Source organism: Massilia mucilaginosa (assembly GCF_011682145.1).
GTDB classification, from domain to species: domain Bacteria; phylum Pseudomonadota; class Gammaproteobacteria; order Burkholderiales; family Burkholderiaceae_D; genus Telluria_A; species Telluria_A mucilaginosa.
The window spans coordinates 42,751-68,364 of sequence record NZ_WHJH01000037.1 but is presented as its reverse complement, the minus strand read 5'-3'; the positions used below and the strand labels follow the sequence as shown (position 1 = coordinate 68,364).

General features: G+C 65.7%; 24 protein-coding genes and 1 pseudogene. 13 read left to right on the top strand and 12 right to left on the bottom strand.

Translation table 11 applies throughout. The annotated features are described in order from the left end of the window. The first annotated feature begins 202 nt into the window (after nucleotides 1–202). The 3 genes from F2P45_RS23760 to F2P45_RS37050 all read left to right on the top strand — a co-directional run bounded on the left by F2P45_RS23760 (nucleotide 203) and on the right by F2P45_RS37050 (nucleotide 4,801). The gene (locus tag F2P45_RS23760; RefSeq protein ID WP_166880515.1) at nucleotides 203–1,048 is read left to right on the top strand and encodes a TIGR02452 family protein; all 846 of its coding nucleotides are present in this window, start codon (nucleotides 203–205) and stop codon (nucleotides 1,046–1,048) included. A 153-nt stretch (nucleotides 1,049–1,201) separates the two neighbouring features. Then, nucleotides 1,202–2,980 carry a DUF885 domain-containing protein gene (locus F2P45_RS23755; protein ID WP_223164817.1) on the top strand — a complete coding sequence of 593 codons (1,779 nt, stop codon included), beginning with the start codon at nucleotides 1,202–1,204 and terminating at the stop codon, nucleotides 2,978–2,980. A gap of 117 nt (nucleotides 2,981–3,097) precedes the next feature. Further along, nucleotides 3,098–4,801, top strand: coding sequence for a methyl-accepting chemotaxis protein (locus F2P45_RS37050; RefSeq protein ID WP_166880526.1), 1,704 nt, complete (start codon nucleotides 3,098–3,100; stop codon nucleotides 4,799–4,801). Here F2P45_RS37050 and F2P45_RS23745 read toward each other — a convergent pair. After that, on the bottom strand, nucleotides 4,798–5,463 hold the full coding sequence (locus F2P45_RS23745; protein ID WP_166880513.1) for a TetR/AcrR family transcriptional regulator C-terminal domain-containing protein: 666 nt from the start codon (nucleotides 5,461–5,463) through the stop codon (nucleotides 4,798–4,800). The genes F2P45_RS37050 and F2P45_RS23745 overlap by 4 nt on opposite strands. 74 nt (nucleotides 5,464–5,537) lie before the next feature. On the opposite strand from F2P45_RS23745, the gene F2P45_RS23740 reads away from it, so the two are divergent. Then, complete coding sequence (locus F2P45_RS23740) at nucleotides 5,538–7,046, top strand: FAD-dependent monooxygenase (protein WP_223164816.1); 1,509 nt, start codon at nucleotides 5,538–5,540, stop codon at nucleotides 7,044–7,046. Between the two features lie 80 nt (nucleotides 7,047–7,126). Here F2P45_RS23740 and F2P45_RS23735 read toward each other — a convergent pair whose 3' ends face one another. After that, nucleotides 7,127–7,627: a protein-tyrosine phosphatase family protein gene (locus F2P45_RS23735; RefSeq protein ID WP_166880509.1), complete on the bottom strand. Its 501-nt coding sequence runs from the start codon at nucleotides 7,625–7,627 to the stop codon at nucleotides 7,127–7,129. A gap of 26 nt (nucleotides 7,628–7,653) precedes the next feature. Beyond that, nucleotides 7,654–8,100: a hypothetical protein gene (locus F2P45_RS36395; protein ID WP_229505254.1), complete on the bottom strand. Its 447-nt coding sequence runs from the start codon at nucleotides 8,098–8,100 to the stop codon at nucleotides 7,654–7,656. Nucleotides 8,101–8,310: 210 nt separating this feature from the next. Here F2P45_RS36395 and F2P45_RS23725 point away from each other — a divergent pair, with 210 nt between their 5' ends. Beyond that, entirely contained in the window at nucleotides 8,311–9,045 is a 735-nt protein-coding gene (locus F2P45_RS23725) for a porin (RefSeq protein WP_370663306.1), read from the top strand. A gap of 56 nt (nucleotides 9,046–9,101) precedes the next feature. Here F2P45_RS23725 and F2P45_RS36390 read toward each other — a convergent pair whose 3' ends face one another. Both F2P45_RS36390 and F2P45_RS36385 read right to left on the bottom strand, forming a co-directional pair. Beyond that, nucleotides 9,102–10,292: a putative bifunctional diguanylate cyclase/phosphodiesterase gene (locus F2P45_RS36390; RefSeq protein WP_370663305.1), complete on the bottom strand. Its 1,191-nt coding sequence runs from the start codon at nucleotides 10,290–10,292 to the stop codon at nucleotides 9,102–9,104. Nucleotides 10,293–10,447: 155 nt separating this feature from the next. After that, nucleotides 10,448–11,836 (bottom strand): annotated as a pseudogene (locus F2P45_RS36385) (CHASE domain-containing protein); the annotation flags it as partial. Between the two features lie 411 nt (nucleotides 11,837–12,247). On the opposite strand from F2P45_RS36385, the gene F2P45_RS23715 reads away from it, so the two are divergent. The 4 genes from F2P45_RS23715 to F2P45_RS23700 all read left to right on the top strand — a co-directional run bounded on the left by F2P45_RS23715 (nucleotide 12,248) and on the right by F2P45_RS23700 (nucleotide 16,741). After that, the gene (locus F2P45_RS23715; protein ID WP_166880505.1) at nucleotides 12,248–12,982 is read left to right on the top strand and encodes a Crp/Fnr family transcriptional regulator; all 735 of its coding nucleotides are present in this window, start codon (nucleotides 12,248–12,250) and stop codon (nucleotides 12,980–12,982) included. Next, a complete protein-coding gene (locus F2P45_RS23710) occupies nucleotides 12,979–15,291 on the top strand; it encodes a PAS domain S-box protein (protein WP_441295250.1) in 2,313 nt (770 codons plus the stop codon). Before F2P45_RS23715 ends, F2P45_RS23710 begins: the two co-directional genes overlap by 4 nt. Then, the gene (locus F2P45_RS23705; RefSeq protein WP_166880503.1) at nucleotides 15,284–16,114 is read left to right on the top strand and encodes a response regulator; all 831 of its coding nucleotides are present in this window, start codon (nucleotides 15,284–15,286) and stop codon (nucleotides 16,112–16,114) included. Before F2P45_RS23710 ends, F2P45_RS23705 begins: the two co-directional genes overlap by 8 nt. 189 nt (nucleotides 16,115–16,303) lie before the next feature. Further along, nucleotides 16,304–16,741 (top strand): hypothetical protein, encoded by a 438-nt coding sequence (locus F2P45_RS23700; protein WP_166880502.1) that lies wholly within the window; start codon nucleotides 16,304–16,306, stop codon nucleotides 16,739–16,741. Between the two features lie 45 nt (nucleotides 16,742–16,786). Here the strand turns inward: F2P45_RS23700 and F2P45_RS23695 are convergent, their stop codons facing one another. The 7 genes from F2P45_RS23695 to F2P45_RS23665 form a co-directional block, all read right to left on the bottom strand. Further along, nucleotides 16,787–17,671 carry a dienelactone hydrolase family protein gene (locus F2P45_RS23695; protein WP_166880500.1) on the bottom strand — a complete coding sequence of 295 codons (885 nt, stop codon included), beginning with the start codon at nucleotides 17,669–17,671 and terminating at the stop codon, nucleotides 16,787–16,789. A 277-nt stretch (nucleotides 17,672–17,948) separates the two neighbouring features. Next, nucleotides 17,949–18,956: a sulfate ABC transporter substrate-binding protein gene (locus tag F2P45_RS23690; protein ID WP_166880499.1), complete on the bottom strand. Its 1,008-nt coding sequence runs from the start codon at nucleotides 18,954–18,956 to the stop codon at nucleotides 17,949–17,951. A gap of 91 nt (nucleotides 18,957–19,047) precedes the next feature. Then, nucleotides 19,048–19,260 carry a hypothetical protein gene (locus F2P45_RS23685; RefSeq protein WP_166880497.1) on the bottom strand — a complete coding sequence of 71 codons (213 nt, stop codon included), beginning with the start codon at nucleotides 19,258–19,260 and terminating at the stop codon, nucleotides 19,048–19,050. Between the two features lie 126 nt (nucleotides 19,261–19,386). Beyond that, nucleotides 19,387–20,412 carry a MauE/DoxX family redox-associated membrane protein gene (locus tag F2P45_RS23680; RefSeq protein WP_166880495.1) on the bottom strand — a complete coding sequence of 342 codons (1,026 nt, stop codon included), beginning with the start codon at nucleotides 20,410–20,412 and terminating at the stop codon, nucleotides 19,387–19,389. Between the two features lie 53 nt (nucleotides 20,413–20,465). Then, nucleotides 20,466–21,461 (bottom strand): phospholipase A2 family protein, encoded by a 996-nt coding sequence (locus tag F2P45_RS23675; RefSeq protein ID WP_166880493.1) that lies wholly within the window; start codon nucleotides 21,459–21,461, stop codon nucleotides 20,466–20,468. Nucleotides 21,462–21,485: 24 nt separating this feature from the next. Then, on the bottom strand, nucleotides 21,486–22,235 hold the full coding sequence (locus F2P45_RS23670; protein ID WP_166880491.1) for a hypothetical protein: 750 nt from the start codon (nucleotides 22,233–22,235) through the stop codon (nucleotides 21,486–21,488). 1 nt (nucleotide 22,236) lies between these two features. After that, the gene (locus F2P45_RS23665) at nucleotides 22,237–22,785 is read right to left on the bottom strand and encodes a hypothetical protein (protein ID WP_166880489.1); all 549 of its coding nucleotides are present in this window, start codon (nucleotides 22,783–22,785) and stop codon (nucleotides 22,237–22,239) included. Between the two features lie 415 nt (nucleotides 22,786–23,200). On the opposite strand from F2P45_RS23665, the gene F2P45_RS23660 reads away from it, so the two are divergent. The 4 genes from F2P45_RS23660 to F2P45_RS23645 all read left to right on the top strand — a co-directional run bounded on the left by F2P45_RS23660 (nucleotide 23,201) and on the right by F2P45_RS23645 (nucleotide 25,611). Further along, on the top strand, nucleotides 23,201–23,521 hold the full coding sequence (locus F2P45_RS23660) for a hypothetical protein (protein ID WP_166880487.1): 321 nt from the start codon (nucleotides 23,201–23,203) through the stop codon (nucleotides 23,519–23,521). Nucleotides 23,522–23,532: 11 nt separating this feature from the next. After that, complete coding sequence (locus tag F2P45_RS23655; RefSeq protein ID WP_166880485.1) at nucleotides 23,533–23,898, top strand: response regulator; 366 nt, start codon at nucleotides 23,533–23,535, stop codon at nucleotides 23,896–23,898. 112 nt (nucleotides 23,899–24,010) lie between these two features. Beyond that, nucleotides 24,011–24,724: a phosphatase PAP2 family protein gene (locus F2P45_RS23650; protein ID WP_370663304.1), complete on the top strand. Its 714-nt coding sequence runs from the start codon at nucleotides 24,011–24,013 to the stop codon at nucleotides 24,722–24,724. Then, nucleotides 24,721–25,611: a diacylglycerol/lipid kinase family protein gene (locus F2P45_RS23645; protein WP_166880483.1), complete on the top strand. Its 891-nt coding sequence runs from the start codon at nucleotides 24,721–24,723 to the stop codon at nucleotides 25,609–25,611. The genes F2P45_RS23650 and F2P45_RS23645 overlap by 4 nt, the downstream gene beginning before the upstream one ends. Nucleotides 25,612–25,614: the final 3 nt, after the last annotated feature.

The following is a 25,614-nucleotide window of genomic DNA, read 5'->3' as shown; positions in this document are numbered from 1 at the left end:
TGCCGCTTTACCCTGCCCCGTTCAATTGGGTAGGGCGCCTATTGCCCACAATAGGATAATTCGAACCGAGCGGCGTCGAGAGCGACAATTCGGAATTGCGGATGACGTTTATGAAACATCCAGGCTAGAGCGATGCGAACGGCACAGCAATGCCGGCGCGGGCATCAGTCAATGGCAGTCATAAAAACAAAAAGGAACGGCAATGAGTATGAATCGAGATCGTCGCGCATCGATTGCGCAAGAAACCCTCGCGGTCATGGAACGCGGAAGTTACCAGAATGCGCGCGGGGAGGACGTGTCGATCGCCGATGCGCTGGCGCTGGCCGTGGCGCAGTCGCGCCATTATTCGTCCGACAGCCTGGCGCAATTATGCCAGGAACGGATTCCCGGCGAAACGAAGGCCACGCAGTTCGAAGTGCGCAACGAGTCGAGCCTGGCCGCCGCGCGGCGCATTGTCGGGGCGGGACACAAGGATCCGCTGTGCCTCAATTTCGCCTCCGCGAAAAACCCGGGCGGCGGTTTTCTGGGCGGCTCCGAAGCGCAGGAAGAGAACCTTGCCAAGTCGTCCGGCCTGTATGCGTGCATTGTGCAGATGACGGACATGTACAACGCCAACCGCGCGCTGCGCTCGTGCATCTACAACGACGACATGATCTATTCGCCCAAGGTGCCGGTGTTTCGCGACGACGCGTATGGGTTTCTCGACGCGCCGTATCTGGCGAGCTTCGTCACCGCGCCCGCCGTCAATCGCGGCGCGCTGGCCCGCAATGAACCGGAACGCATGCGCGATGTGGAATCGTGCATGCTTGAGCGGATCGACAAGCTGCTGGCGCTGGCCCTGCATCACGGCCATGGCAACCTGATTCTCGGCGCGTGGGGCTGCGGCGTGTTCGGCAACCTGCCCGGCGACATGGCCGGCTGGTTTGCGGCGCACCTGCTGCATAACCCGCGCTACAAGAATGCGTTCGGCCACGTCACGTTTGCGGTGCTCGACCGAAACGAGCGAGGGAGCTTCGCCGCATTCGATGAGGTATTCGGCAGGCTGTAATCTGAAAAGCAAGGCATGGCGATGGATTTCACCTTGTTCCCGGATAGTTGGCCTCGGAAGCTTTGATCAATCGGCCGCAATCTGGTAAAACTATGCTCCGCGCGTCCGGTCGGTTATCGACCGCGCCGCATATGCATAACTACAAGGAGCGTCATGCCGAAGTTTCATACCCCCATTCGCAGCGTCCGCGCCGCCGTCGCGCTGGCCATGCTGTCGCTGTGCGCCGCTGTTTCCGCCGCCGAACCGGCCTGGGTCGCCAAAAGTAATGCCAACGCCAAGCTGGTACTCAATGTGATGGCCAAGTACGCGCCCGAAAGCGCCAGCGGCCTTGGCGTCGACGGTTACGACGAGCAGATTACCGATCTCTCGCGCGATCACTTCGAGCAGACCAACAAGGACACCCGCGCCGTCATCGCCGAGCTGCAAAAACGCCGCAAGAGCGAGACCGACGCCAAGATCCGCCAGGATATCGATATTCTGATCGGCAGCGCCGAAGACCAGATGCGCGCAGCGACCCTGGACCGCAAATACTTTGTCCCCTTCGATAACCTGACCGCGCAGCTGTTCGGCGTGGTGCGCCAGACGCTCGATCCGCGCATTCCGAAAGAACGCCAGAAGACGCTGCTGATTCGCCTGCAAAAATACGCCGGCCTGGTCAAGGGATATCGCCCGGCCACCGAACTGGCGGCCGAGCGCCTTCAGGAGCGCCTGAAAGCGAACAAGACCCTGATCGGTCCTTTCAAGGATGAAGTGGAACAGGCGATCAACGATAGCCCGACCCTGATCAAGGGCATCAAGGAGCTGCTCGCGAAAAGCGAACTGCAAGGCTGGGAACCGAGTTTTGCCGCGCTGGAAACGCAGCTGACCGCCTACAACGAGCACGTGAAGAAGCAGATCCTGCCGCGCGCGCGTACCGACCACCGTTTGCCGGCCGAGGTGTATGCGAATAACTTGCGCCAGTTCGGCGTCGACATCAGTCCGCAGGAATTGATGGCCAAGGCACTGACCTCGTTTGCCGAAATCCGCAACCAGATGAATATCACGGCGGGCCTGGTCGCGCGCGAGCGCAAGCTGGCCAATCCGGATTACCGCGCCGTCATGGCCGAGCTGAAAAAGCAGCAGATTGCACCCGAGCGCGTCATGCCTTTGTACGCCGACCGCCTGAACCAGATCGAGGCGGCCGTGCGCGAGCAGAAGATCGTGTCGCTGCCGGAGCGCAAGGCGGTGATCCGCATGGCCAGCACGGCCGAAAGCGCCGCCCAGCCGGCTCCGCACATGAATCCGCCACGCCTGATCGGCAATACCGGCGAATACGGCGAGTTCGTCCTGACCGCCGGCATGCCGCCCGACGCCAAAGGCAAGACCTTGGCCTTCGACGACTTTACCCACGAGGCCGCCACCTGGACCCTGACCGCGCACGAGGCGCGGCCAGGGCACGAGCTGCAATTCGCCAAGATGATCGAAACGGGCGTGTCGACCGCGCGCGCGGTGTTCGCGTTTAACAGCGTCAACGTCGAGGGCTGGGCCTTGTATGCGGAAGCCGAAATGCAGCCCTACGAGCCGCTCGACGGCCAGTTGTTCGCCCTGCAGGCGCGCATGCAGCGCGCCGCCCGCGCCTTCCTCGATCCGATGGTCAACCTGGGCGAGATCACGCCCGAAGGCGTGAAAGCCTTCCTGATGGACGAGGTCGGTTTGTCGGAAGGCATGGCGACCCAGGAAATGCAGCGCTACACCTTCCGCGCGCCGGGCCAGGCCACGTCCTATTTCTACGGTTACCAGCGCCTGATGGAAACGCGCCAGGCGGCCGAAGTGGCCTTGCGCCGCAAATTCAACCGCCAGGCGTTCAACGACTTCGTGCTGGCGCAGGGACTGGTGCCGCCAGCCTTGCTGCGCCAGGCCGTGATGCAGGAGTTCGTTCCGGCCCAGCGCTAAATCGCAGCGGCACATAATGTGCCGCTTAACAACACTCCTTGACGATAGCGCACGCTGCGGGTTTACAATCGTTCTCATCGGTTAGCCATGTGAACGTTCGTCGAGGAGATTGTCGTGATGTTTTCCCATCTGAAAATTGGTGCGCGCCTGGCAATCGGGTTCGGCTTGACGATTTGCATCCTGCTGGTGATGTCGCTGCTCGGCATCAACCGTATCCGCTACACCAGTTCCCTGACCGACCACATCGTCAACGACCGCTACGTGCAGGTCGAGCTGACCAATGTGATGCGCAGCTACGCCAACCGTGGCGCCCAGTCGCTGCGCAACGCCATGCTGGCGCCCGATCCGGCCCAGTCCAAAGCCTTGTTGGGCAGCATGCTCGATGCCGACCGTACCGGCGCCGAGGCGGCGTCCAAACTGGGCGCGATGATGGCGTCCGACGAGGCAAAACAATTGTTCCAGGACCAGAGCAAGGCCTTCGACGCCTATTTCCAGCTCCGTTCGGAAGCGGTCAAGCGCTTCGAGCAGGGCGGGCGCGAGGACGCCGTCGCCTTTCTGTTCAAGGAAGTCATTCCGATACAGAACGCGTACTTCGGACGGCTCGACGCGGTCCTCAAATACCAGACGGGGCTGATGGCGCGCGATGGCAAGGAGGCGGCGGACGCGTCCAGCTCGGCCGCGCTATTGATGTTGCTGTTGCTGGCGCTGGCGACCGCCGTCTCGGCGCTGGCGGGCTGGCTGATCACGCGCTCGGTGACGGTTCCCATCGGCGAGGCGGTGGCGCTGGCCGAGACGGTCGCGCGCGGCGACCTGACCACCCGCATCGTCGTCACCCGCCAGGATGAAACCGGGCGCCTGCTCAGCGCGCTCAAAGACATGGTCGAAAGCCTGACCCGCACTGTGGGCGCGGTGCGCAGCGGCACCGATACGATCACCACCGCCTCGTCGGAAATCGCGGCCGGCAACATGGACCTGGCCTCGCGCACCGAAAACCAGGCCGCCAGCCTGGAGGAAACCGCCTCGTCGATGGAAGAGCTGACCTCGATCGTCAAGCAGAATGCCGACAATGCGCGCCAGGCCAACACGCTCGTCGTGTCCGCAGCCGAGCACGCCAACAAGGGCGGCCGGGTGGTCAGCGACGTGGTCGGCACGATGGGGGCGATACGCGAAAGTTCGGGCAAGATCGTCGATATTATCGGCGTGATCGACGGGATTGCATTCCAGACCAATATCCTGGCCCTGAACGCGGCGGTCGAGGCGGCCCGCGCCGGGGAGCAGGGACGCGGGTTTGCGGTGGTGGCGTCCGAAGTGCGCAACCTGGCCCAGCGCTCGGCCAGCGCCGCCAAGGAAATCAAGGCGCTGATCGACGATTCGGTGGGCAAGGTCGAGACCGGCAGCGAGCTGGTGAATCAGGCGGGCTCGACGATGGAGCAGATCATGGGCTCGGTGCGCCAGGTGGCCGACATCATGGGCGAGATCGCCGCCGCCAGCGCTGAACAGAGCGCCGGGATCAACCAGGTGAATGGGGCGATCGTGGCGATGGACAATGCCACGCAACAAAACGCGGCGCTGGTCGAGCAGGCCGCCGCCGCCGCTGCGAGCATGCAGACCCAGGCCGTGCACCTGGCCGAGGCGGTCAGCGTGTTCAAGCTGCATGGCGATCAGGTGTCCGGCGCGGGGCTGCGTTCGCCTGCGCGCACGAAGGCGGTGCCTGCGGTCGCCGCCAAACCCGCCGTCAAGCCCGCGACCCGCCTTGCCAAGCCGGCCACCAGGACGGCCGCCAAGCCGGCCGCCGACGCCGATGCGTGGGAAGAGTTCTAGGTCGCGCCGCTGCCGATCTTGACCTCCAGGCCGGTAAGGATCAGGTCCAGACCGGCCTCGAAACGGGCGTCGAAATCGAGGTCGAACAGGTCTTCCATGACCGCCAGCACGTGCGGGTAGCGTTGCGACGCCAGTTCCTCGAACGGAGCGCGGCGGCCCAGGGCGTCGATCGGGGCGGCTGCGGACGGGACGAGCGCCTGTTCCTCCATGACGAAACCGAGCACGTAGTACAGGATGGAGAATGCGCCCCAGCCCGCCATGCGGGTACCGGCGCCGGCCCCGCGCAGCGGGCCGATCATCGACTCGGCCACCCGCAGCACGTTGTCGGTGACGACGTAGGTGCCGGCAAACACACGCGCACCGTCGCGCCGGGCGAGCAGGGCGGCGCGCACCGCCCGCGCCGTGCCGGCCACGGCATCGCGCCAGGGGATGGCCGGGCCGGTCCCGTCGGCCAGGATCGGCGCCATCGGCGGTGCAACGTCAGCCATCAGCGCGTCGGCCATGCCATCCATCAAAACCTGTTTGTTGGCGAAGTGCCAGTACAGCGACGCCGCCTTGATGCCGAGGGCGTCGGCCAGGCGCCGCATCGTCAATCCTTCCAGCCCGACTTCATCGAGCAAACCCAATGCCGTGGCGATCACCGCCTCGCGTGAAATTCCCATATTTTCCTCTTTTTTCTTGACAGACTAACGCTGTTAGGCTTACCTTTGCAATTCCCCTAACGATGTTAGCTTATATGGCGATGACAAGCAATGCAGAGGTAATCGTAGCCGGAGCGGGTCCGGTCGGACTGTTGCTGGCGTGCGAACTGGCGCTGGCGGGCGTGCGCGTGACGGTGCTGGACAGGCGCACCGAGGCGGTGCCGCAGTCGCGCGCACTGACCATGCACGGGCGCACGCTGGAAATGCTGGCGCTGCGCGGCGTGGCCGGTCGCTTCCTGGCGCGCGGCATGCCGATTCCCAGCGGCCACTTCGCCGGCCTGCCGACCCGGCTCGATTTCAGCGCCTGCGACAGCAGCTGTCCCTTTACCCTGTTCATTCCCCAGAGCGTGACGGAGCAATTGCTCGAAGCCTGGGCCGGCGAACTGGGCGTGGATGTGCGGCGGGGGGCGACGGTCGAATCGACCGGGCAGGACGAGGAGGGCGTGTGGGTCGCGGGCACGCGCGCCGGCACGCCGTTCCGGCTGGAGGCGCGCTACCTGGTCGGCGCCGATGGGGCGCGCAGCCTGGTGCGCCGGCAGGCCGGCATCGCCTTCGATGGTGTGCCGCCAACCAGGACGGCGATGCTCGGCGACGTGCTGCTGAGCACGCCACCGCCGGGCCGTGCATTAAGCCTGGGCAATCCGGCGGGTGGCTTGATGGTGGTGCCGCTCGGTGGCGAGCTGTACCGGGTGATCGTGGTCGATGCGCAAGAGATCGACGTGCCGGTGGAGGTGCCGGTGACGCTGGACGGGCTGGCGGCGGCAACGCGGCGCGTGGCAGGGGACGATTTCGGCATGCATGCGCCGCAATGGCTGTCGCGTTTTTCGAACCAAACGTGCCTGGCGCAGTCTTATCGTCAAGGGCGGATATTTTTGGCGGGCGACGCGGCGCATATCCATTTGCCGGCCGGCGGGCAGGGCATGAATGTGGGCATGCAAGATGCCATGAATCTGGGCTGGAAGCTGGCCGGGGTGTTGCGGGGCAGGGCTGGCGCGTCCGGAATGGCGTCCTTGCTCGATAGTTATGAAGCCGAGCGCCATCCGGTCGGGGCGGCGCTGTACCGCAACACCCTGGCGCAAAGCGCGCTGATGATGGAGTCGTTCGACCCTGCGGGCCAGGCCCTGCGCGCGACGCTCAGCGAGCTGATGAAGGGGCCGGAGCTGAACGCCACCCTCGCGCACGAGTTGTCGGGCTTTGGCATTCGCTATCGGGCTGCGTTGCTTCCCACACCGCAGGGCGGGGAGGCGTGCGCGCGCTGGACCGGCCGGCGGGTGCCGGATTGGCCGTTGCGGCATGCCGACGGCACGGCGTCGTCGCTGTACCGGCATCTGGCCGGCGGGCGCTGGGTGGCGTTGCGGGTGGATGAGAGCGCGCAGACTGGCTGGCAGGGCGCGCTGGACGGCGGCTGGGTGGACATGGTGACGGCAGCGGTGCCGGGAAGGGAGGCGGAACTGGAAGGCGTGGCGGTGCTGGTCGTGCGGCCCGATGGGTATGTGGACCACGCCATTGCGGCGGTGATGCCTGCCCAGGCTTCATTGGGGTAGCGGCACCTCGGCACTGTCGCCTCCACAGGCGGGTGCCAGGTTGTTTCTGTCAAATTCGTATGTGCACCGCCTCGAAAATGTCACTCGGTCGATTGAAGACGTTGTTGATGCTGGACGACCCAGTCAAACTGCTCGGCCGTGTCCGGCACCTGCACGCCACGCGCCCTTGACACCAGCTTGAACGCCGCCTCGGGCGCATGCCCGTGCCGCACCAGCACGGCGGCGGCAAGCAAGCCGGTGCGTCCAATCCCGGCGCGGCAATGAATCACGGTATGCGCGCCATCCGCGATACGGCGGCCGATCTCATGCACCAGTGCAAACACGCCCGGCGCGGCCGGCAGGCCGCGGTCGGCAATCGGGAACGACGTGAAAGCGATCCCGTTGGACGCGCACAGCGCAGGCGCGCCGGTCAAGCCCAGTTCGCGGATTTCGTGTCGTTCAAGCAAGGACACCATCTCCGTGATGCCATACCTGGCAATCCCGGAAAACTCGTCCCCGATCCATTCGCCCGCGACCGGTTTTGCCATCACCGCCAGCACTCCCCGGCCAATGTTGGCGACTTTGTAAATTTCCGGTCCCATTTCTTTCCTTGATCATTCCATCATTGTCAGCACGCGTCATTGCCTTCGTCGAGCGCGACAGAGGCCTTGCTTTTCGCATTCGCCGGCGAGCGCAGGGGCCGGCGGCGGCGCGCCGCTTGCGCCGCCCGCACGCCTTCCAGCCAGTCGCGTCCGGACCCGGCCAGCGCCGCGTCGATCACCTCTTGCGGCAGGCAATACACCGAGGCCCAGCCGGCCCGGCCATCGGCCGTGTTGGTCGGAAAGTCCCTGCGCTCGATCGGCCAGCCGTACTTGCGGATCAGCGCACGGATCACCGTGCTCAAGCTTTGCTTTCTTTGGTCGAAAATACTCTCAATCCCTGTCATGTCGTCCGATGCCAGCAATACCGCCAGTACATCGGCGCGCAAGGTGCCTGGCATCTTGGGATAACGGAATGTTTTGCTGCTGGCGCTGCTGGCGCTGCTGGCGCTGCTGCTGGTGCTTCTGATAGTCACTGAGACGTCCTGTCGGGCCGGGTGGTCGAAACGATATTGACGATGATAGCGCGCTATGTGGGGTAACGGACAGAACAAATATTCCTTCAGGAGGATAACCTAATCAGCGTAGAATCAATTGTACGGAGTGCCGCCATGAAAACATCTTCTCTAGCCATCGTTGCCTTATGCGCCTGCGCAGCAGGTGCGCAAGCTCAGACACAAAATTCCGTGTACCGGGCCGCCATTGCCGGGACCGAGGCGAAGCACGGCCTGTCCCTGGTCGATGTCAGCGACCTCTTCGAACCGGGCAGCCCGGAGACCGCCACCAGGGTGTTCGGCTATCCAGGCAAGCGCATGGGCTTGCAGGATATGACCGAGCCACGCGGTATTGCGCTGGGTAACTTCGAGCGCGACCGCCAGAACGGCCGCGCCTGGGGCTTGTCGGTCGGCATCTCGGACGGACCGCTTACCCTGCGCCTTGCGCACCAGAACAAAAGCGTTGCCAAAGTGGCGCCGTCAACCGCCCTCGGCGTGCGCATGGATGCCAAGAATTCCATTGCCGCCGCCAATGTCGACCTGGGCCGCATGAAGGCGTACGCCGCCTACAGCGCCAACCGCGGCTGGGGCAACTCGCCTTTGTGGAATCCCGACAATCCGTATGGCGCCGCCATGGCCAGCACCCCGTCGACCGACAGCCGCGACGTGCTGGTGGGCGTGGCCGTACCGATGCGCGCCATGACCTATCTGGTGTCCTTCGTGCGCAAGAACGACCGCGACCGCGCCAACCGCGATGTCGATATGCTGGCCTTCGGCGCCACCTACCAAGTGTCGCGCCGTACCGATTTCTACGCCGCCTATTCGCTGGTGAAACACCGCACCGGTCCCGGCTACATGGCCATGACCGCGCCCGACGGCGGCAAGGGCTGGTCGGCCCTGAACGTGGGCATGCGCCACTCGTTCTGAGCAGTTCCTCAGAGGCAGGCCGCGCGCCCGTCGCGCGGCCCCTGCCGCAAGGCCGTTCAGGCCATCGTGCAGCTGCGTTGCGCCAGCAAATGTTCGAATTCCAGCGCGCCCACCGGGCGGCTGAAGAAATAGCCTTGGACCTCATCGCAGCCATGCTCGCGCAGGAAGGCCAGCTGTTCGGCTGTTTCCACCCCCTCGGCAATGACTTTCAGGCGCAGGCTGTGCGCCAGTGAAATGATCGACACCACGATGGCGGCCCCGTCGGCCCCGAGCGATATATCGGCCACGAAGGATTGGTCGACTTTCAGCACGTCGATCGGAAAACGGCGCAGGTACGACAGGCTGGAGTATCCGGTGCCGAAATCGTCGATGGCAATGTGCACGCCCAGCTCCTTGAGCCTGCGCAGGATGGTAATGGCGCTGTCGACGTCGCTCATGACCATGCTTTCGGTCAATTCCAGCTCCAGGTAGCGCGCCGCCAGCCCGCTTTCTTCCAGCGCATCGGCCACCGATTGCAGCAAGTCCTTGCCGGTGAACTGGCGCGCCGACAGGTTGACCGCCATGCGCAGCTTGCCCAGCCCGGCTTTTTGCCACGCCATGTTCTGGCGGCAGGCGGTGCGGATCACCCAGGCGCCGATCGGGATGATCAGGCCCATTTCTTCGGCCAGGCCGATGAAGCGCAGCGGCGAGACCAAGCCCAGCACCGGGTGCTCCCAGCGCAGCAGCGCTTCCATGCCGACGATGCCGCCGCTGGCCACGTCGATCTGCGGCTGGTAATGCAGCACCAGTTCGCTGCGTTCGAGCGCGTGGCGCAGGTCGGCCTCGATGCGCAGGCGTTCCAGGGTGCGCGCATTCATGGCCGGGCAATAGAACTGGTAGTTGTTGCGGCCCAGTTCCTTGGCCCGGTACATGGCGATGTCGGCATGCTTGGTCAGGGTCTCGGCCGTGGCGCCGTCGTCCGGATACACCGCCACCCCCAGGCTGCATGTGACAAAAAACTCATGCGCCTGGATCAGCAGCGGTTCGGCGATGACTTCGGTGATGCGTTGCAGCACGCGCAAGCCGGCGCCCGTGCCCGGGTCGCCCGGCAGGACCACCACGAACTCGTCGCCGCCCATGCGCGCCACCGTGTCGGCCTCGCCCACGGCGCTTTTGAGGCGCTCGCCCAGCACGCGCAGCATGGCGTCGCCGGCTTCGTGGCCGAGCGTGTCGTTGACGAACTTGAAGCGGTCGAGGTCGACGAACACCACCCACAGGCCGGCGCCGGCGCGCGCGGCGTCGGCAAGCCGAGCGTGTCGTTGACGAACTTGAAGCGGTCGAGGTCGACGAACACCACCCACAGGCCGGCGCCGGCGCGCGCGGCGTCGGCAATCGCGCTTGACAAGCGTTCGGCCAGCAGGTGGCGGTTGGCCAGCCCGGTCAGGGCGTCGTGGCCGGCCTGGTATTGCAGCTCGGCCTCGAAGCGCATCACCGCGCTGATGTCGTACTGGGCCACCACGAAATGGCTGATCAGGCCGGCGTCGTCGCGCACCGGAGCGATGAACAGGTCGTTCCAGTAGCCGCTGCCGTCCTTGCGGTAATTGCGCAGCACGGCGTGGCCTTCGCGCTGTTCGCGCAGGGCGGCGCTGATTTCGGCGATGTTCTGCTGGTCGTGGCCGGCGCCCTGCATCGACTTGAGGCTCTTGCCGATCACTTCGGCGGCGCTGTAGCCGGTAATCGCCTCGAACGCCGGATTGACGTATTCGACGGCGTAATCGGGCCCCTCGGCATTGCAGATGATGACCGCGTTGGCCGACACCTCGATGACTTTTTCGCGCAGGCGCAGGGCTCTTTCGGTGCGCTTGCGCAAGGCCAGGTCTTCCGACAGGCGCAGGTTGGCAAATTGCAGCGCGGCGGTGCGCTCGCCGGCCACGCGCTCGATGATCGAGCGGCGCGAGACCAGGCTGTAGATGTACGCGGCCGCCAGCAGGCTCGAGAGCATGCCGCCGAGCAGCGCGTACCAGGAGCCGGCCGGGCTGTCGGCGAAGGAGCGCGGTTGCTGCGCCACCTCGATGAACCATGGCTCGCCGGCCACGTAGAACACGGTGGCCACCGGGGGCGGGTGGTCGTATAGCAGCCAGGACGGGAGCAGGGCGCTGGCGCCGCTGGCGGCCGGGGGCGGCGCCGCGCCGCTCGAAAACGCCAGTTGCGCCGGCTGCGCCGAGGCGGCGGCGTAGATATTGATCGACATGCCGGGCCGGTCGAGCAGGCGGGCGGCGCCGAGCAGCGTCTGGATCAGGTGGTCGACCCGGAACACGGCGGCGGTCTCGCCGATGACGGCCTGCTCGCGCTGGCGGCTGCTCGCTTGCGGCGCCTGGCGCTGGTAGACCGGCGCGAGCACCAGGAAACCCTTGCCGGATCCCGGCTGCTGCACCAGCGACAGCAGGCCGGTGGCGGTGGCGCGGCCATTGCGGCGCGAACGCGAGCGGGCGTCGCCGTAGGTCAGCAGGGCCGCCGTATCGAGCCCGAGCGCGGCTTCATTGCCGGCCGCCGGTTCGATGTACTCGACCACGTTGTAATAGGCGCGCCGCCGCGCCGGCTGCTGGCGCTGGTCGACGAATTCGGTGATGGAGAAACCGGGCTCGCGCCGCCGCATGGCCGCTTCGTAGGCCGGGCGTCCGGCGTCGCTCACCAGGCGCTGGAAACTGAGGGCGTGCAGCTCGGGATAGCGCGCCAGCAACGGTGCGGTGAAGGCATGGAATTGTTCGCGGCTGACCACGCCGACCGTGTTGAACAGCTGGTTGACCACCATCAGCTGCTCGATCGCGTCCGACAGGCCGCCGGACACGGCATTGATGCGCAGGGTGGCATGCTGCTTGAACTGGAGCGCGCGCGCCTGCGATTCCACCCGCCGCACCGAGGCGAACAGCAGCGCGGTCAAGCCGAGGCCGATCAGCAGCGCAAGCGCGGCTGAGACCGATACCGATATCCGAACCCGGCGTAGCAAATTTCCCATCGGCGAACCTCCTGCGCGCACGCATCCGGGTGATCGACGATCCTGGTTGGCCGGATGACTACACTATATGCCTTTCCGTTGTTTGTATGTACGCTTCCGTACGGATGAGTAGTGCTAAATGGAACACAATTGCGTCAAGGAATGACTGCGTGATATTCTGTCGGACTAACTCAACGCAGTATTCACTGGAAGAAGGGGCAGTTTCCAATGTCCAGTAAGCACGACCCTAATCAGAACCACTTGTTGGCTGCGCTTCTCGACGCCGAATTCGACCGTCTTGCTCCGCACCTCGAACTGATTCCCCTGCTTCTTGGCGACGTCTTGTCCGAATCGGGCGACAAGCTGCATCATTTGTATTTTCCGACCAGTGCGATCGTGTCCTTGCACTATCTGCTCGAAAATGGCGGCTCGTCCGAGATTGCCGGCGTCGGCAATGAAGGCGTGCTCGGCGTGTCGATCTTCATGGGTGGCGACAGCACGCCGAGCCGTGCCGTGGTGCAGACACGCGGCCACGCCTACCGCGTGCCGGCCGCGATCCTGATGGAAGAATTCAACCGCGGCGGCCACGTGATGCGCCTGCTGTTGCGCTACACCCAGGCCCTGCTGACCCAGATGTCGCAAACCGCGGTGTGCAACCGCCACCATTCGGTCGAGCAGCAACTGTGCCGCTGGCTGCTGCTCACGCTCGATCGCCTGCCCACCAACGAACTGACCATGACGCAGGAACTGATCGCCAACATGCTCGGCGTGCGGCGCGAGGGTGTGACCGAAGCGGCCGGGCGCCTGCAGGGCTATGGCTACATCAGCTACCGGCGCGGCCACATCACCGTGCTCGACCGCGCCGGGCTGGAAGACGACGTGTGCGAATGCTACGCGGTCGTCAAGAAGGAATTCGGACGCCTGCTGTCGGACGTGCGCCACCGCCAGGGAAACCTGGGATGAGCGCCGGCTTCATGCAAAACACCTCGGTCGAACGGCTGATGGTGATCGGCTTCGGCGCCACCCTGACGGTGCTGCTGCTGGTCGGCGGCATCGCCCTGAACTACGCGGTCGATTCGGAAGGCGCGGTCAACCTGATCAAGACCAGCATCATCCTGCTGCTGATCTTCCTGGCGCTGCTGTTCGTGCGCGTCCAGCGCGCCATCAGCATGCGCACCGAGGACGAACGGGCGCGCCACGCGGTGCCGCTGCTTAAATCGGGCGCGCTGCAGGACGCGATTTTCAACAGCGCCAATTTTTCCAGCATCGCCACCGACGCCCAGGGCGTGATCCAGATTTTCAACGTCGGCGCCGAGCGCATGCTGGGCTACGCCGCCGCCGAAGTGGTCGACAAGCTGACTCCGGCCGAGATTTCCGACCACCAGGAACTGGAATCGCGCGCAGCCGAACTGAGCCACGAAATGGGCGAAACGATCGCCGCCGGCTTCGAATCGATGGTGTTCAAGGCCCTGCGCGGCATCGAAGACATTTACGAGCTGACCTATATCCGCAAGGATGGCACGCGCTTTCCGGCGCTGGTGTCGGTCACGGCCCTGCGCGACGCCGCCGGCACGGTGATCGGCTACCTGCTGATCGGCAGCGACAACACCGCGCGCAAGCAGGTCGAGGCCGAACAGGCGCTGCTCGACCAGCGTTTGCGCGACCAGCAGTTCTACACGCGCTCGCTGATCGAATCGAATACCGACGCCCTGATCGCCACCGATCCGCGCGGCATCATCAGCGACGTCAACCAGCAGATGGAAGCGCTGACCGGCTGCACCCGCGACGAACTGATCGGCGCGCCGTTCAAGAGCTATTTTTCGGAGCCGGAACGGGCCCATGAAGCGGTCACGCGCGTGCTGCGCGAAGGCAAGGTCACCAATGTCGAGCTGACCGCCGTGGCGCGCGACGGCACCCGGACGGTGGTGTCGTACAGTGCCAGCACGTTTTACGACCGCGAGCGCAAGTTGCAGGGCGTATTCGCCGCCGCGCGCGACGTGACCGAGCGCAAGCAGTTCGAACACGCGCTGCAGGAAACCAATGTCGAGCTGGAAAGCGCGCGCGCCACGGCCGACAAGGCCAACCGCGCCAAGTCCGAATTCCTGTCCTCGATGAGCCACGAGCTGCGCACCCCGCTCAACGCCGTGCTCGGCTTTGCCCAGCTGATGGCGTCCGACGTGCCGCCGCCGGCGCCGCACCAGCAGCGCTCGATCGACCAGATCCTCAAGGGCGGCTGGTACCTGCTGCGCCTGATCAACGAAATCCTCGACCTGGCGATGGTCGAGTCGGGCAAAGTCACGATGTCGCAAGAGTCGATGTCGCTCGGCGACGTGCTGACCGACTGCGAAGGCATGATCAGCCCGCAGGCGGCCACCCGCAAGCTGGGCCTGCATTTCCCGGTCGTCAGCAAGCAGCTGTTCATCCACGCCGACCGCACCCGCGTGAAACAGGTGATGATCAACCTGCTGTCGAACGCCATCAAATACAACCGCGAAGGCGGCTCGGTCAGCGTGACCTGCGACCTGGTGGCCGACGGCCGCGTGCGCGTGAGCGTGGAAGACACCGGCGCCGGCCTGGCGCCCTCGCAGGTGGCGCAGCTGTTCCAGCCGTTCAACCGCCTCGGCCAGGAAAACAGTGCCGAAGAAGGCACCGGCATCGGACTGGTGGTCACCAAGCGCCTGGTCGAGCTGATGGACGGCCGCATCGGCGTCGACAGCACGGTCGGCTCGGGCACCGTGTTCTGGGTCGAATTCGCCAGCGCCGCCGAACCGGCGCTGGCGCTGGAGCACGACGACGACCTGGCGCGCGACCGCCTGGCCGCCTCGCGCAGCACCGGCAAGCAGCCGACCCTGCTGTACGTGGAAGACAACCCGGCCAACCTGGCGCTGGTGGAGCAATTGATGGAGCGCCGCGGCGACCTGCAACTGCTGACCGCCGTGGACGGCTATCACGGCGTGGAAATGGCGCGCGCCTGCAAGCCGGACGTGATCCTGATGGACATCAACCTGCCCGGCATGAGCGGCTACGGCGCGCTCAAGATCCTGCGCGAAGACAAGGGCACGGCGCACATTCCGGTGGTGGCGCTGTCGGCCAACGCCATGCCGCGCGACATAGAAAAGGGACTGGAAGCGGGATTTTTCCAGTATCTCACCAAGCCGATCCGCGTACGCGAATTCATGGATGCGCTCGACCTGGCCATGCGGCACGCGGCCGAACAAAGCCTCGCCGACCCTGTCGCACCCGGCACTACTTTGAAAGAACCACATGCTTGACCCTTCTGAAATCCTGAGCGGCAACATCCTGATCGTCGATGATCAGGAAGCGAACGTGATGCTGCTTGAACAAATGTTGCGTAACGCGGGTTACGTCAACATTTCGACGACCCAGGATCCGCGCACCGTCTGCGCCGCGCACGCCGAACACGGCTACGACCTGATTCTGCTCGACTTGCAGATGCCGGAGATGGACGGATTCGAGGTGATCGAAGGACTCAAGGAGATCGAACAGGGCGGCTACCTGCCGGTACTGGTGATCACCGCCCAGCCCGGACACAAGCTGCGCGCGCTCAAGGCCGGCGCCAAGGATTTCGTCAGCAAGCCGTTCGACCTGATCGAGGTGCAGACGCGCATCCACAACATGCTGGAAGTGCGGCTGCTGTACCGCCGCCTGGCCGACTACAACCGCCAGCTGGAGCAGACCGTGCTCGAACGCACGGCCGAGCTGCGCGCGAGCGAAGCGCGTTTCCAGCGCTTCACCGAGCTGTCGTCGGACTGGTACTGGGAGCAGGATGCGCAGGGGCAGCTGACCCGGTTTTCCGGGCCGGTCAGCGAAATGCTCGGGATCGGCGCGGAAGGCGAGGGCGAGGGTGGCTGGAACGCGGACGAACGTGCCGAGCTGCAGGAAAACATCGCCAGCCGCACGCCGTTCCTTGATTTCATTTTTACCCGCACGCGCGCCGATGGCAGCGTGCAATACCTGCAAGTGAGCGGCGAGCCGATGTTCGATACCTCGAGCCGGTTCACGGGTTACCGCGGGATCGGGATGGATATCACCGAGCGCATGAACTGGCGCCCGGCGGTGACGCCGCAGGGGTGATCCGCAGGGCTGATCTGATAGCCTTGGAGCCGTCACCCGCGCCGAGGGCCGCCTTGGCGCGGGGGTGACGGCTCTTAAGATAGCGCTATTTGCGCTCCCGCCAAACTTTATCAACCTTGTCCGTGCGACACCATCTTGCGATTTTAGTTACGCTGTCATCACATACCATCCATTCGTTCCGGAGGCACCATGACAGGCACCAGCACGCTCGACCCCGATAACTTCCCAGAAACTCCCGACCGCACGCTCGGCACCGGCCATGGCACGGGCGCCCTCGGCCCCAGCGATTCGTCCGACAGCGGCAGCGACCTGGTCGGCGCGTCCGGCATGTCGCAAGAAGACGTGCTCGACCTCGGCAGCGGCACCACGTCCGACCTCGACGCCGGCAGCGCGCGTGGCGCCGGCCCGGACATCGGCGACCCCGGCCTCGACAGCGATACCGATGCCAGCGGCACCGGCGAGCGCGCCGCCGCCGGTCGCGATACCGTGGTGCGCGACGGCGCCGACATCGACGTCGACCACATCGAATCGATTCCGTCGGTCCCGCTCGACGAGGACGATCTGGAATTCATGGCCAGTGCGCCGCCGGGCCAGGCGCCGGGCGGCAAAAAGGGCGCCCGGCCCTGACCGCGTGCCCGGCCGGGGCCGGGGGCGCACCGCGCTGCGGTGGGCTCAGCCCAGGTGTTTCTTGAAGAAGTCCATGGTGCGCTGCCATGCCAGTTTGGCCGCCGCTTCATCGTAGCGCGGCGTGGTGTCGTTGTTGAAGCCGTGTTCGACGCCGGGATAGATATAGTGCTGGTAGTCGACCTTGTTGGCCTTGAGCGCCGCTTCGTACGCGGGCCAGCCGGCCAGGATGCGTTCGTCCTTTTCGGCGTCGTGGATCAGCAGCGGCGTTTTGATTTTCGGCACTTCGGCGGCCGGTGTCTGGGCGCCGTAGAACGGCACCGACGCGGCCAGGTGCTTGACCACGGTCGGCAGGTAGTTGGCGATGCCGCCGCCGTAGCAGAAACCAAGCACGCCGACCTTGCCGGTGCCGCCCTGCATGGCTTTGAGGATGGCGGTCGCTTCGACGAAGTCGGCGCGCGTCTTGGTCTGGTCGAGTTTGCCGAACAGTTCACGCGCCTTGTCTTCGTCGCCAGGGTAGCCGCCCAGCGGGAACAGGGCGTCGGGCGCGAAGGCGATGTAATTGTCGAGCGCGACGCGGCGGGCGATGTCTTCGATATGCGGATTCAAGCCGCGGTTTTCATGGACCACCAGGATGGTGGGCAGTTTGCCCTTGGCGTTGGCGGGCTGGACCAGATAGCCGCGCAACTTGCCGTAGCCCTGGGGGGACGGGTACTCGACGTAGCTCGCCTTGATGCGCGGGTCCGCGGGGGCGACGACCTGGGCCGCAAAACTGGGAGAGAGGGCAGCGAGCATGCCGGCCGCGGTGGCGCCGCCGACCGCGTAGCGGCCCGCCTGCGACAGGAAGCCGCGGCGGTCGAGCCGGCCGTGTACATACTGGTCGAATAACTTGAGCACTTCGGGATCGAAATCGTTAGCGGTCATGCGGGTCATCGTTGACGTCTCCTCGTAGTTACGGTGTGGCCGGGATTGGTTTCCTGGCAATCCGATCATACCTTGGTTGAGGGCTTGATGCAGGGTGGGTGCGGGATGGTGAAACAGGCAGGCGGCGGTGCAGGGGTGGCGGTGCAGGGGTGGCGGTGCCGGCGTGACGATGCAGGGGCGACGGTGCGGAGGCGACGCTGCCGGCGCGATGGTGCAAGGGCAACGTTCCTTATGCGAACGTGAGCCGATCCGCGCTATCCAGGCACCGCATTCCCCTTGCCAGCGATTACTTCTTGCCCGTCAGATAAACCTGATCGAACACACCGCCATCGGCGAAGTGGGCCTTCTGCGCCTTGGTCCAGCCGCCCGCCGCTTCGTCAATCGTGAACAGCTTGACCTTGGGGAACTGCGTGGCGTATTTGGCGGCAATCTTCGGCACCACCGGACGGTAATAGTTCTTGGCCGCGATTTCCTGCCCCTCGTCGGTGTACAGGAATTCCAGATACGCCTGCGCCACCTTGCGCGTGCCGCGCTTGTCCACCACCTTGTCGACCACCGACACCGGCGGCTCCGCCAGGATGCTGAGCGATGGCGCAACGATGTCGACCTTGTCCGGGCCGAGCTCCTTGATCGCCAGCAGGGCTTCGTTTTCCCACGCGATCAGCACGTCGCCAATGCCGCGTTCGACAAAGGTCGTGGTGGCGCCGCGCGCGCCCGAATCGAGCACCGGCACGTTCTTGTACAGCTTGCTGATGAATTCCCTGGCCGTCGCTTCGGTCGCGCCCGGCTGGCGCAGGGCGTAGCCCCAGGCCGCCAGGTGGTTCCAGCGTGCGCCGCCCGAGGTCTTCGGGTTCGGGGTGATCACGGCAACGCCCGGCTTGACCAGGTCGTTCCAATCCTTGATGCCTTTCGGATTGCCCTTGCGCACCAAAAACACGATCGTCGAGGTGTACGGGGCGCTGTTGTGCTGCAGGCGCTTATGCCACTGCGGCGAGAGGATGCCGCGTTCGGCGATGGCGTCGATGTCGTAGGCCAGCGCGAGCGTGACCACATCCGCTTCCAGCCCGTCGATGACGCCGCGGGCCTGCTTGCCCGAACCGCCGTGCGATTGCTTGATCGTGACGTTGTCGCCGGTCTTGGCTTTCCATTGCTTGGCGAACGCGGTATTGACGTCCTGGTACAGCTCGCGGGTCGGATCGTACGACACGTTGAGCAAGGTGACGTCAGCGGCGATGGCAGCTTGTGACAGCAGGGTCAGTGCGATCAGTGACTGGCTTGTTGTTTTTAACAGCATGGCGGGCTCTCTCGGCGGGAAGTTCGGGAGCACTCAGCTTAAATGCCACCCACCGGAAAGAACACGAATTAAATCAGCTTTGCATATGCGTTTAATGTGCCTTGGAGAGGATCAGCAGCCAGCGGCGCATCAGCAGCACTTCGATGTGGCCGGGTTCGACCCCGGTGTCGCATTCGATGATCGGATTGACCGTGTAGAAACGCTTGCGGAAATCGCGCGTGACCAGCACTTCGCGGCGGCCGAGGCGCAACATGAATGGGGTTGGAGCGTATTCGAGGCCGAAGTTGCCGTTCAGTGGTGTCATGACAAATTCCTTTATGGGTTTGCGTTGATCGAGTGATTCAAGAATAGCACAACTACTGTATGAAACCACAGGACTGTATAAATAAACAGTTGTCTGTCGTTTTGGAGCATCGGGCTCGCGAGCCCCTCAGGTCCGCCCGCAAGCGGCGCCCCGCGCCAGCGCCAGGATCTGGTCGCGGCCCACGGCCAGCGGGGCGGCAATGGCGCCGCCGGCGTCGATCCGCACGGCGCTGGGGGTGGCCATGACGCCGAACAGCGCGCTGATTTCCCGTTCCCGCTGCAGCAGGGCGTCGTCGCCCAGCATGCTGCCGAGCTGGTCGCGGTTGGCCTGGGCCGTCCCGCTGCTGACGATCACCAGCCGCTCGCCGGCATCCTGGGCGCCGCGCCACGCCGGCAGCGCCGCCAGCAGATCCGCGCACGGCGCGCAGTCGGGGCTGACGAACAGGAGCAGCGCGGGCGTGCCGCCGCCCAGCAGCGTGGCCGACGACACCCGCGACCCGGCCACGGTGACGGCATCGAACCCGGGCGCCGGGCCGCTCGGCCACGCGGGCGCGCTTGCCGGGATGCCGGCCGCCGCCAGGCGATGCTCCAGATTGTCGATTTTCAGGAGCAGGCGCCCTTGCTGGCGCACCAGGTTGAGCGACAGCCAGCCTTGCAGCAGGATCGCGCAGGTGGCGGCAAGCGAGGCCAGCACGACTGTGCCGAGCTCGGCCGCGACACGGCCGGCCTCGCTCAGGAGTCCCTGTTCCAGGCCTGGGTTCCCGGCCAGGAGCAGGTGGGCGGCGCACAGGGTCAGCAGCAGGCTGCGCAGGGCCACGCCCCAGCCGAGCGGCGCGGACCGCACCTGCCCGAAGCAATTGCAGCTGGGATGCTTGTCTTGCAGCAGCGCGAACGTCACCAGCGTGGTCACCAGCGCCAGCAACACGGTCGCCGCCAGCGCCCCGGCCCAGGCCAGACCCGGGACGAGCAGGCAGGCGGCGATGCCGAGCTCCGCCAGCGGCAGCAGGGGCGCCGCCCAGTGCGCCAGTCGCGGCGGCAATCCGAACGCCTGCATGGCGCTGGCGGTGTCTTCGGCGTGTCCGAGTTTGGAAAAGCCGGCCAGCGCCAGGACCAGCACCACCGTGATGCCGCATGCGACGAACAGGATATCCATCGACAACCTCCGTGATTGACTGCAAAGTGCATGGCGCCGCGTCCGGCCAGCGTTCAGTGCCTGCGGGCGGTGTTCGCCCCTCCGGAAGGCGGCGCGGCGGCGAACGGCGCCACGCGCGCCCCGCTGGCGGCGACGCAGGGCTGGATGCAGACTGGATTGCCGCCGCAGCAGGTCACGCTGACGCAGGCCCAGCCCGGAGGGCAGCTGGCGCTGGAGGCGCAGCCCGACAAGCCTGCGCAGGCTTGCGGCGCATGGCAGAAGCCGCTGCCTTCGATGGTCTGGAAGCACACGCAGCCGGGATCTTCGCAGCTCGGCAAGGCCTCGCAGCTGCCGCCGGGGCACGTCTTGCACGCTTGTGCGGCGCAGCAGTCGCAGGCCGCCTGTTGCGCCGCCACATAGGCGGGCGTGCCCCATCTGCCGGACTGGACGCCTTCGAAATAGGTGCGCGCGGTGGCGCGGCAGGAGGCGCGCCGGATCCGGTTGCTGTCGAGCCCGAGCACATTGATGCGCGGCGGATACGCCGCCTCGCACGAGGCGCGCAGGCAGTCGTGGAAGTTGCCGTCGCAACTGTCGCGCTGGCTGTTGCAGTTGCCCCAGCAGCAGTCGTGGCTGTCGCAGCAGGCGCCGAAGCGCGCCGCGCCGAACGCGGACGGAAAAGATTGCCCGCCCGCCGCGCCGCAGCCGTTCGGACGGCACACATGGCCCGGATGCGCGACCCGGTCGGGGCAGGCGGCCAGGTCCGCCAGCGGATGCTTGGGCCGCACGCCGGACGGGGTGCAGCATTGCGTCGCCACGTCGTACAACTGGCGTCCGCACAGGCAGTTGGCGGCGGCCCACGCCTGCTTCATGCCGATCCCTCCGAGCAGTGCCGACACTGCGCCGGACAGCGCCACTTTGATCACGTCGCGGCGCCCGATCTGGCTTCCCAGCGCGCGCGAAAAATGGTCGAAGCCGTGATCCGCGCCGAGCGGGCGGGCGGGCGCGGCCGCTGGTCCCTGCGCGCGCACCCGGCGCGCCAGTGCCGACAGGGCCGAACGATAGGCATCCATGCTTGTCTCCCGCATTCAAGTCATTCAGGCAAACCGGTACGGCGTGAGCACGTAGTCGGACACCACCGGTCCGGCCTCGTCGCTGGCGTGGTTCCACGAGGTCAGCGCGGCTGGAGCGGCTTCGGAGCGGGTGCGAGCGCTCATCAGTTGAAATCCGGCCAGCGCGGCTCCCGGCGCTACCTGGTGCGGGTAGGGTGGGGCGTCGTCGGCGGCGTACCACAGCACGAAGCTGCGGCCGTCGGTTTCCACCGCCCAGCCGGGCGGGATGCCGGTAACGGCCACCGGCGCGGCGATCGACAGGGACAAGGTGGCGAGCGCCCTGCGGCTGGCGGGCGCTTCGTCGTTGAAGAGGGCGTAATTCCAGTGGTTGGCGCGTTGCGACGATTCCACCCGCGCATGCAGGCCCGGCAGCGCGGGCGCGGTCGCGGCGGGCAGGCGGATGAAGCGGTTCAGGCTCAGCCCGTAAGCCAGGCCGCCCACCGTGTAGGTACCGCTCAGGGTGAACAGTTCCTTGCCGCCCGGCGTCAGCCCCGCGCTCGAAAAACGTGCAGTGACATGCCCGGTGGCACTGGCGCCGATCAGATCGATCACGATGGGAAATCCGGGCGGGCTGGTGCGGCGTGCCTTGCCGAGCGTCATGGCGGTGATGTGCAGATTGCTCAGCGGCGCCTCGCCCACGTTCATGATGTGCAGGTTGAGCAATAGCTGGCGGTCGACATGTTCGATCCCCGGCTCGCCGAGGATGACTTTGTTTGTGGCTGGCGAACTTGCCATGTCAGCCTCCGTAATCGTTGCGATGCGGCGCGCGGCGCCGCGCCGGCCAGGCTGCGGCCAGCAGCGCGAGCGTCGCGGCGGCCAGCAGCGCCGGCGTGGCTGGTTCCGGCAGCGCCGCCGGCGCCGCGGCGACCAGGAAGGAATACGTCGCCTGCTCGCTGAAGTTGCCGTGCACGTCGACCGCGAACACGTCCAGCGAGTAGCTCAGGCCGCCGATGGCGTCCGCCAGGATGTCGACGTGGAACAGGCCGGTCAGCTCGGAAACCGTGCGGTTGCCGATGGTAAATTCAATCCCGCCGAGAAGTTGCCGGGGCGCCAGCACGGCATGCGGATACCCGCTGAACTCAAGAAAGATCTCGGTGGCGAGCAGGTCGACCCCGCTCAGGTTGGTGATCGTGCCGCGGGCGTCCCAGCCGGAGCCGGGCGCCAGGGTGACGCCGAGGACGGCGGGCGTGATGCTCAGCGGCGCGGCCGGCGCATGCGGCGGCCACAGCATGGCCAGGGCGAACGGCAGGGTCGACAGCAGGGTCAATACGCGGTGGCTTCGCACTGGGATCTCCGGCGGCAAGGGAAGGGGACTGCTTTCCTGCCGAGTTTGTAAGAGTTCCCGGCGCCGGGTTTGATCCGGGTCGATCCCGCAACAGGATTGAAGGCCATCGCGGCGCGGCTTGATGCGGCTGGACTGGCGGGCGTGCGCTTGCTCAAGAAAGCGCGTGCCGGTATCGGCGTCCGGTATCGGCGTCCGGTACGGCGCCCGGCCTGACATTTGGCGCGCAGCAACATTTCGATTGACTCCTGTGCAAGTCGCGGCGATACTGCGCGCACCCCGGCTGTTGCCGCATGTGATCTGGCGTATGATTCCAAGTGTCACGTCCATGCACGATGGAACCGGGAAAAACGGTTTTTATGCAGCCGGCAAGGCCTCCAGGCCTGTTGCGGCGCGTTCATTGATTGGGGTTCTCTTTATGCCTGACCCAAAGGCGTTCGATGCGGCGCTGTACAACTCCTTGCGCAAGGAGGTGGCGCGCCACATCCGGCACAAGCTGCGCAGCATGGAATTCGACGTGACCGCAATGGAACTGCATCATTCGAGCTCGACCAAGACGCTGCGGGTGTACGTGACCATCAGCCGCACCACCAACCTCAAGGCACTCTACCTGGCCGAAACCATTCTCTGCCAGGAACTGCAGACCCAATTCGGCTTGCAGCCGCACGCCTTTTACTGGCGCTATTTTCCCGAGCACAAAGCCGCGGAGGCGCTGGCGCCCGCCCCTTCCGCACACTGAAATGATTTGTCATGGCTAGTCAAAAAATCCTCGTCGTCGACGATTCGCTGGTGCAGCGCCTGATCGTTTCCGAATTGCTGACCCTGCACGGGCACCGCGTCATCCTCGCCACCGACGGCCGCGAAGCGGTGGCCATGGCGCGCAGCGAGCTGCCGGACCTGATCGTCATGGATGTGGTCATGCCCAACCTGAACGGCTTCCAGGCCACGCGCGCCATCACCAGCGACGAAGCGACCTGGCATATTCCGGTGATCCTGCTTACCAGCAAGGATATGGAGTCGGACCGCGTCTGGGCCTTGCGCCAGGGCGCGACCGCGTTCCTCAACAAGCCGCTCGACCACGCCGCGCTGCTGGAGCTGGTCAACACGCTGGAATAGGCGCGCAGGGCAGCAATGGCGGTCTGTGCGCTACGAAGCACGGCCCCTCATGTAAGATTGCAAACGTTGCCGTGCCGCTGGTGCCGGCCGAGACCAATCGTCCATCGTCATCGTGATCAAAGTCCCTCCGCGTGTCCGCAGTTTCGTCGTCGCCCGCCTCAGTCCAGAAGGCGAACTCGGCCTGCATGTCACCATCGGCGCCATCCTGATGATGTTCGCCGCCGCCGTGTTCGGCAACCTGGCCGCCGACGTGGTCTCGCACGACGACATCACCGAGCTCGACGCCTTTCTGGCCGACTGGTTCCACAGCCACAAGAACAGCATCTGGACCGATCCCATGCTGTTCATCACCCACACCCACGACGTGCTCGGGGTGTTGCTCATGGCCAGTGCGCTGGGCTTGTATTTCTACCTGAAAAAGGCGCGCTACTGGCTGATCTGCCTGGTGCTGGCGGTGCCCGGCGGGCAACTGCTGAACGTGCTGCTCAAATATATTTTCCAGCGCGCCCGGCCGAGTTTCGACGAGCCGCTGCTGACCCTGGCCACTTACAGCTTTCCCAGTGGCCATACGCTCGGCGCGACCGTGTTCTACGGCGTGCTGGCCGCTTACCTGGTGTGCACGGTGCCGCGCTGGAAGGTGCGCATCCTGGTGGTGCTGTTCGCCTGCCTCATGGTCGCTCTGGTGGCGCTGAGCCGGGTCTACCTGGGCGCCCACTACCTGAGCGACGTGCTCGGCGCCATGGTCGAAGGCTGCGGCTGGCTGGCGGTGTGCATCACCGCCTGCTCGACCCTGCGCCGCCGGCGCGCCGCGCGGATCAGCGAATGATCCCGATCGCCGTCATCATCAACGGCAGCGCCGGCAGCGGCCACGACGACGGCCGTGCCGCCGAGCTGCGCGACAAGTTCGCCGCCCACGGCATGGCGGCCGACGTGACCCTGGCGCGCGGGGGCAGCGAGTTGATCGGGGCGGCCAGGGCGGCGCGCGAGGCCGGCAAGCAGATCGTGGTGGCGGGCGGGGGCGACGGCACCATCAACGCGGTCGCCTCGCAGCTGGTCGGCAGCGATGTCGCGTTCGGCGTGCTGCCGATGGGCACCCTGAACCACTTCGCCAAGGACCTCGGCATTCCGCTGGCGCTCGACGACGCCATCCGCAACGTGGCGCAGGGGCGGCGCAGCAAGGTCGACGTGGGCGAAGTGAACGGCACGATTTTCCTGAACAATTCCAGCCTCGGGCTGTATCCCGACATCGTGCGCGACCGCGAAAAGCAGCAGCGCCGGCTGGGACGCGGCAAGTGGCTGGCGGCCGGCTGGGCCACGCTCACCGCGCTGCGCCGCTATCCCTTCCTGAGCTTGCGCCTGAAAGTGGGCGACGACGAGCATGCGCGGCGCACGCCGTTTGTGTTCATCGGCAATAACGAATACACGATGCAGGGCTTGAGCGTGGGCGAACGCCAGCGCCTCGACGGCGGCAAGCTGAGCCTGTACGTGGCGCAGCGCCCCGGCCGCCTGGGCTTGCTGCGGCTGGGCTGGAGCGCCTTGTGGGGCAGCCTGGCGCAGGAGCGCGATTTCGACGTGCTCTCTGTGGAAAACATGGAGATCGCCACCCGCCACACGCGTTTGCGGGTGGCTACCGATGGCGAAGTCACCATCATGACGACTCCGCTGCGCTACCGGATCCGTCCGGCCGCGCTGACGGTCGTGGTCCCAACTTGAGGA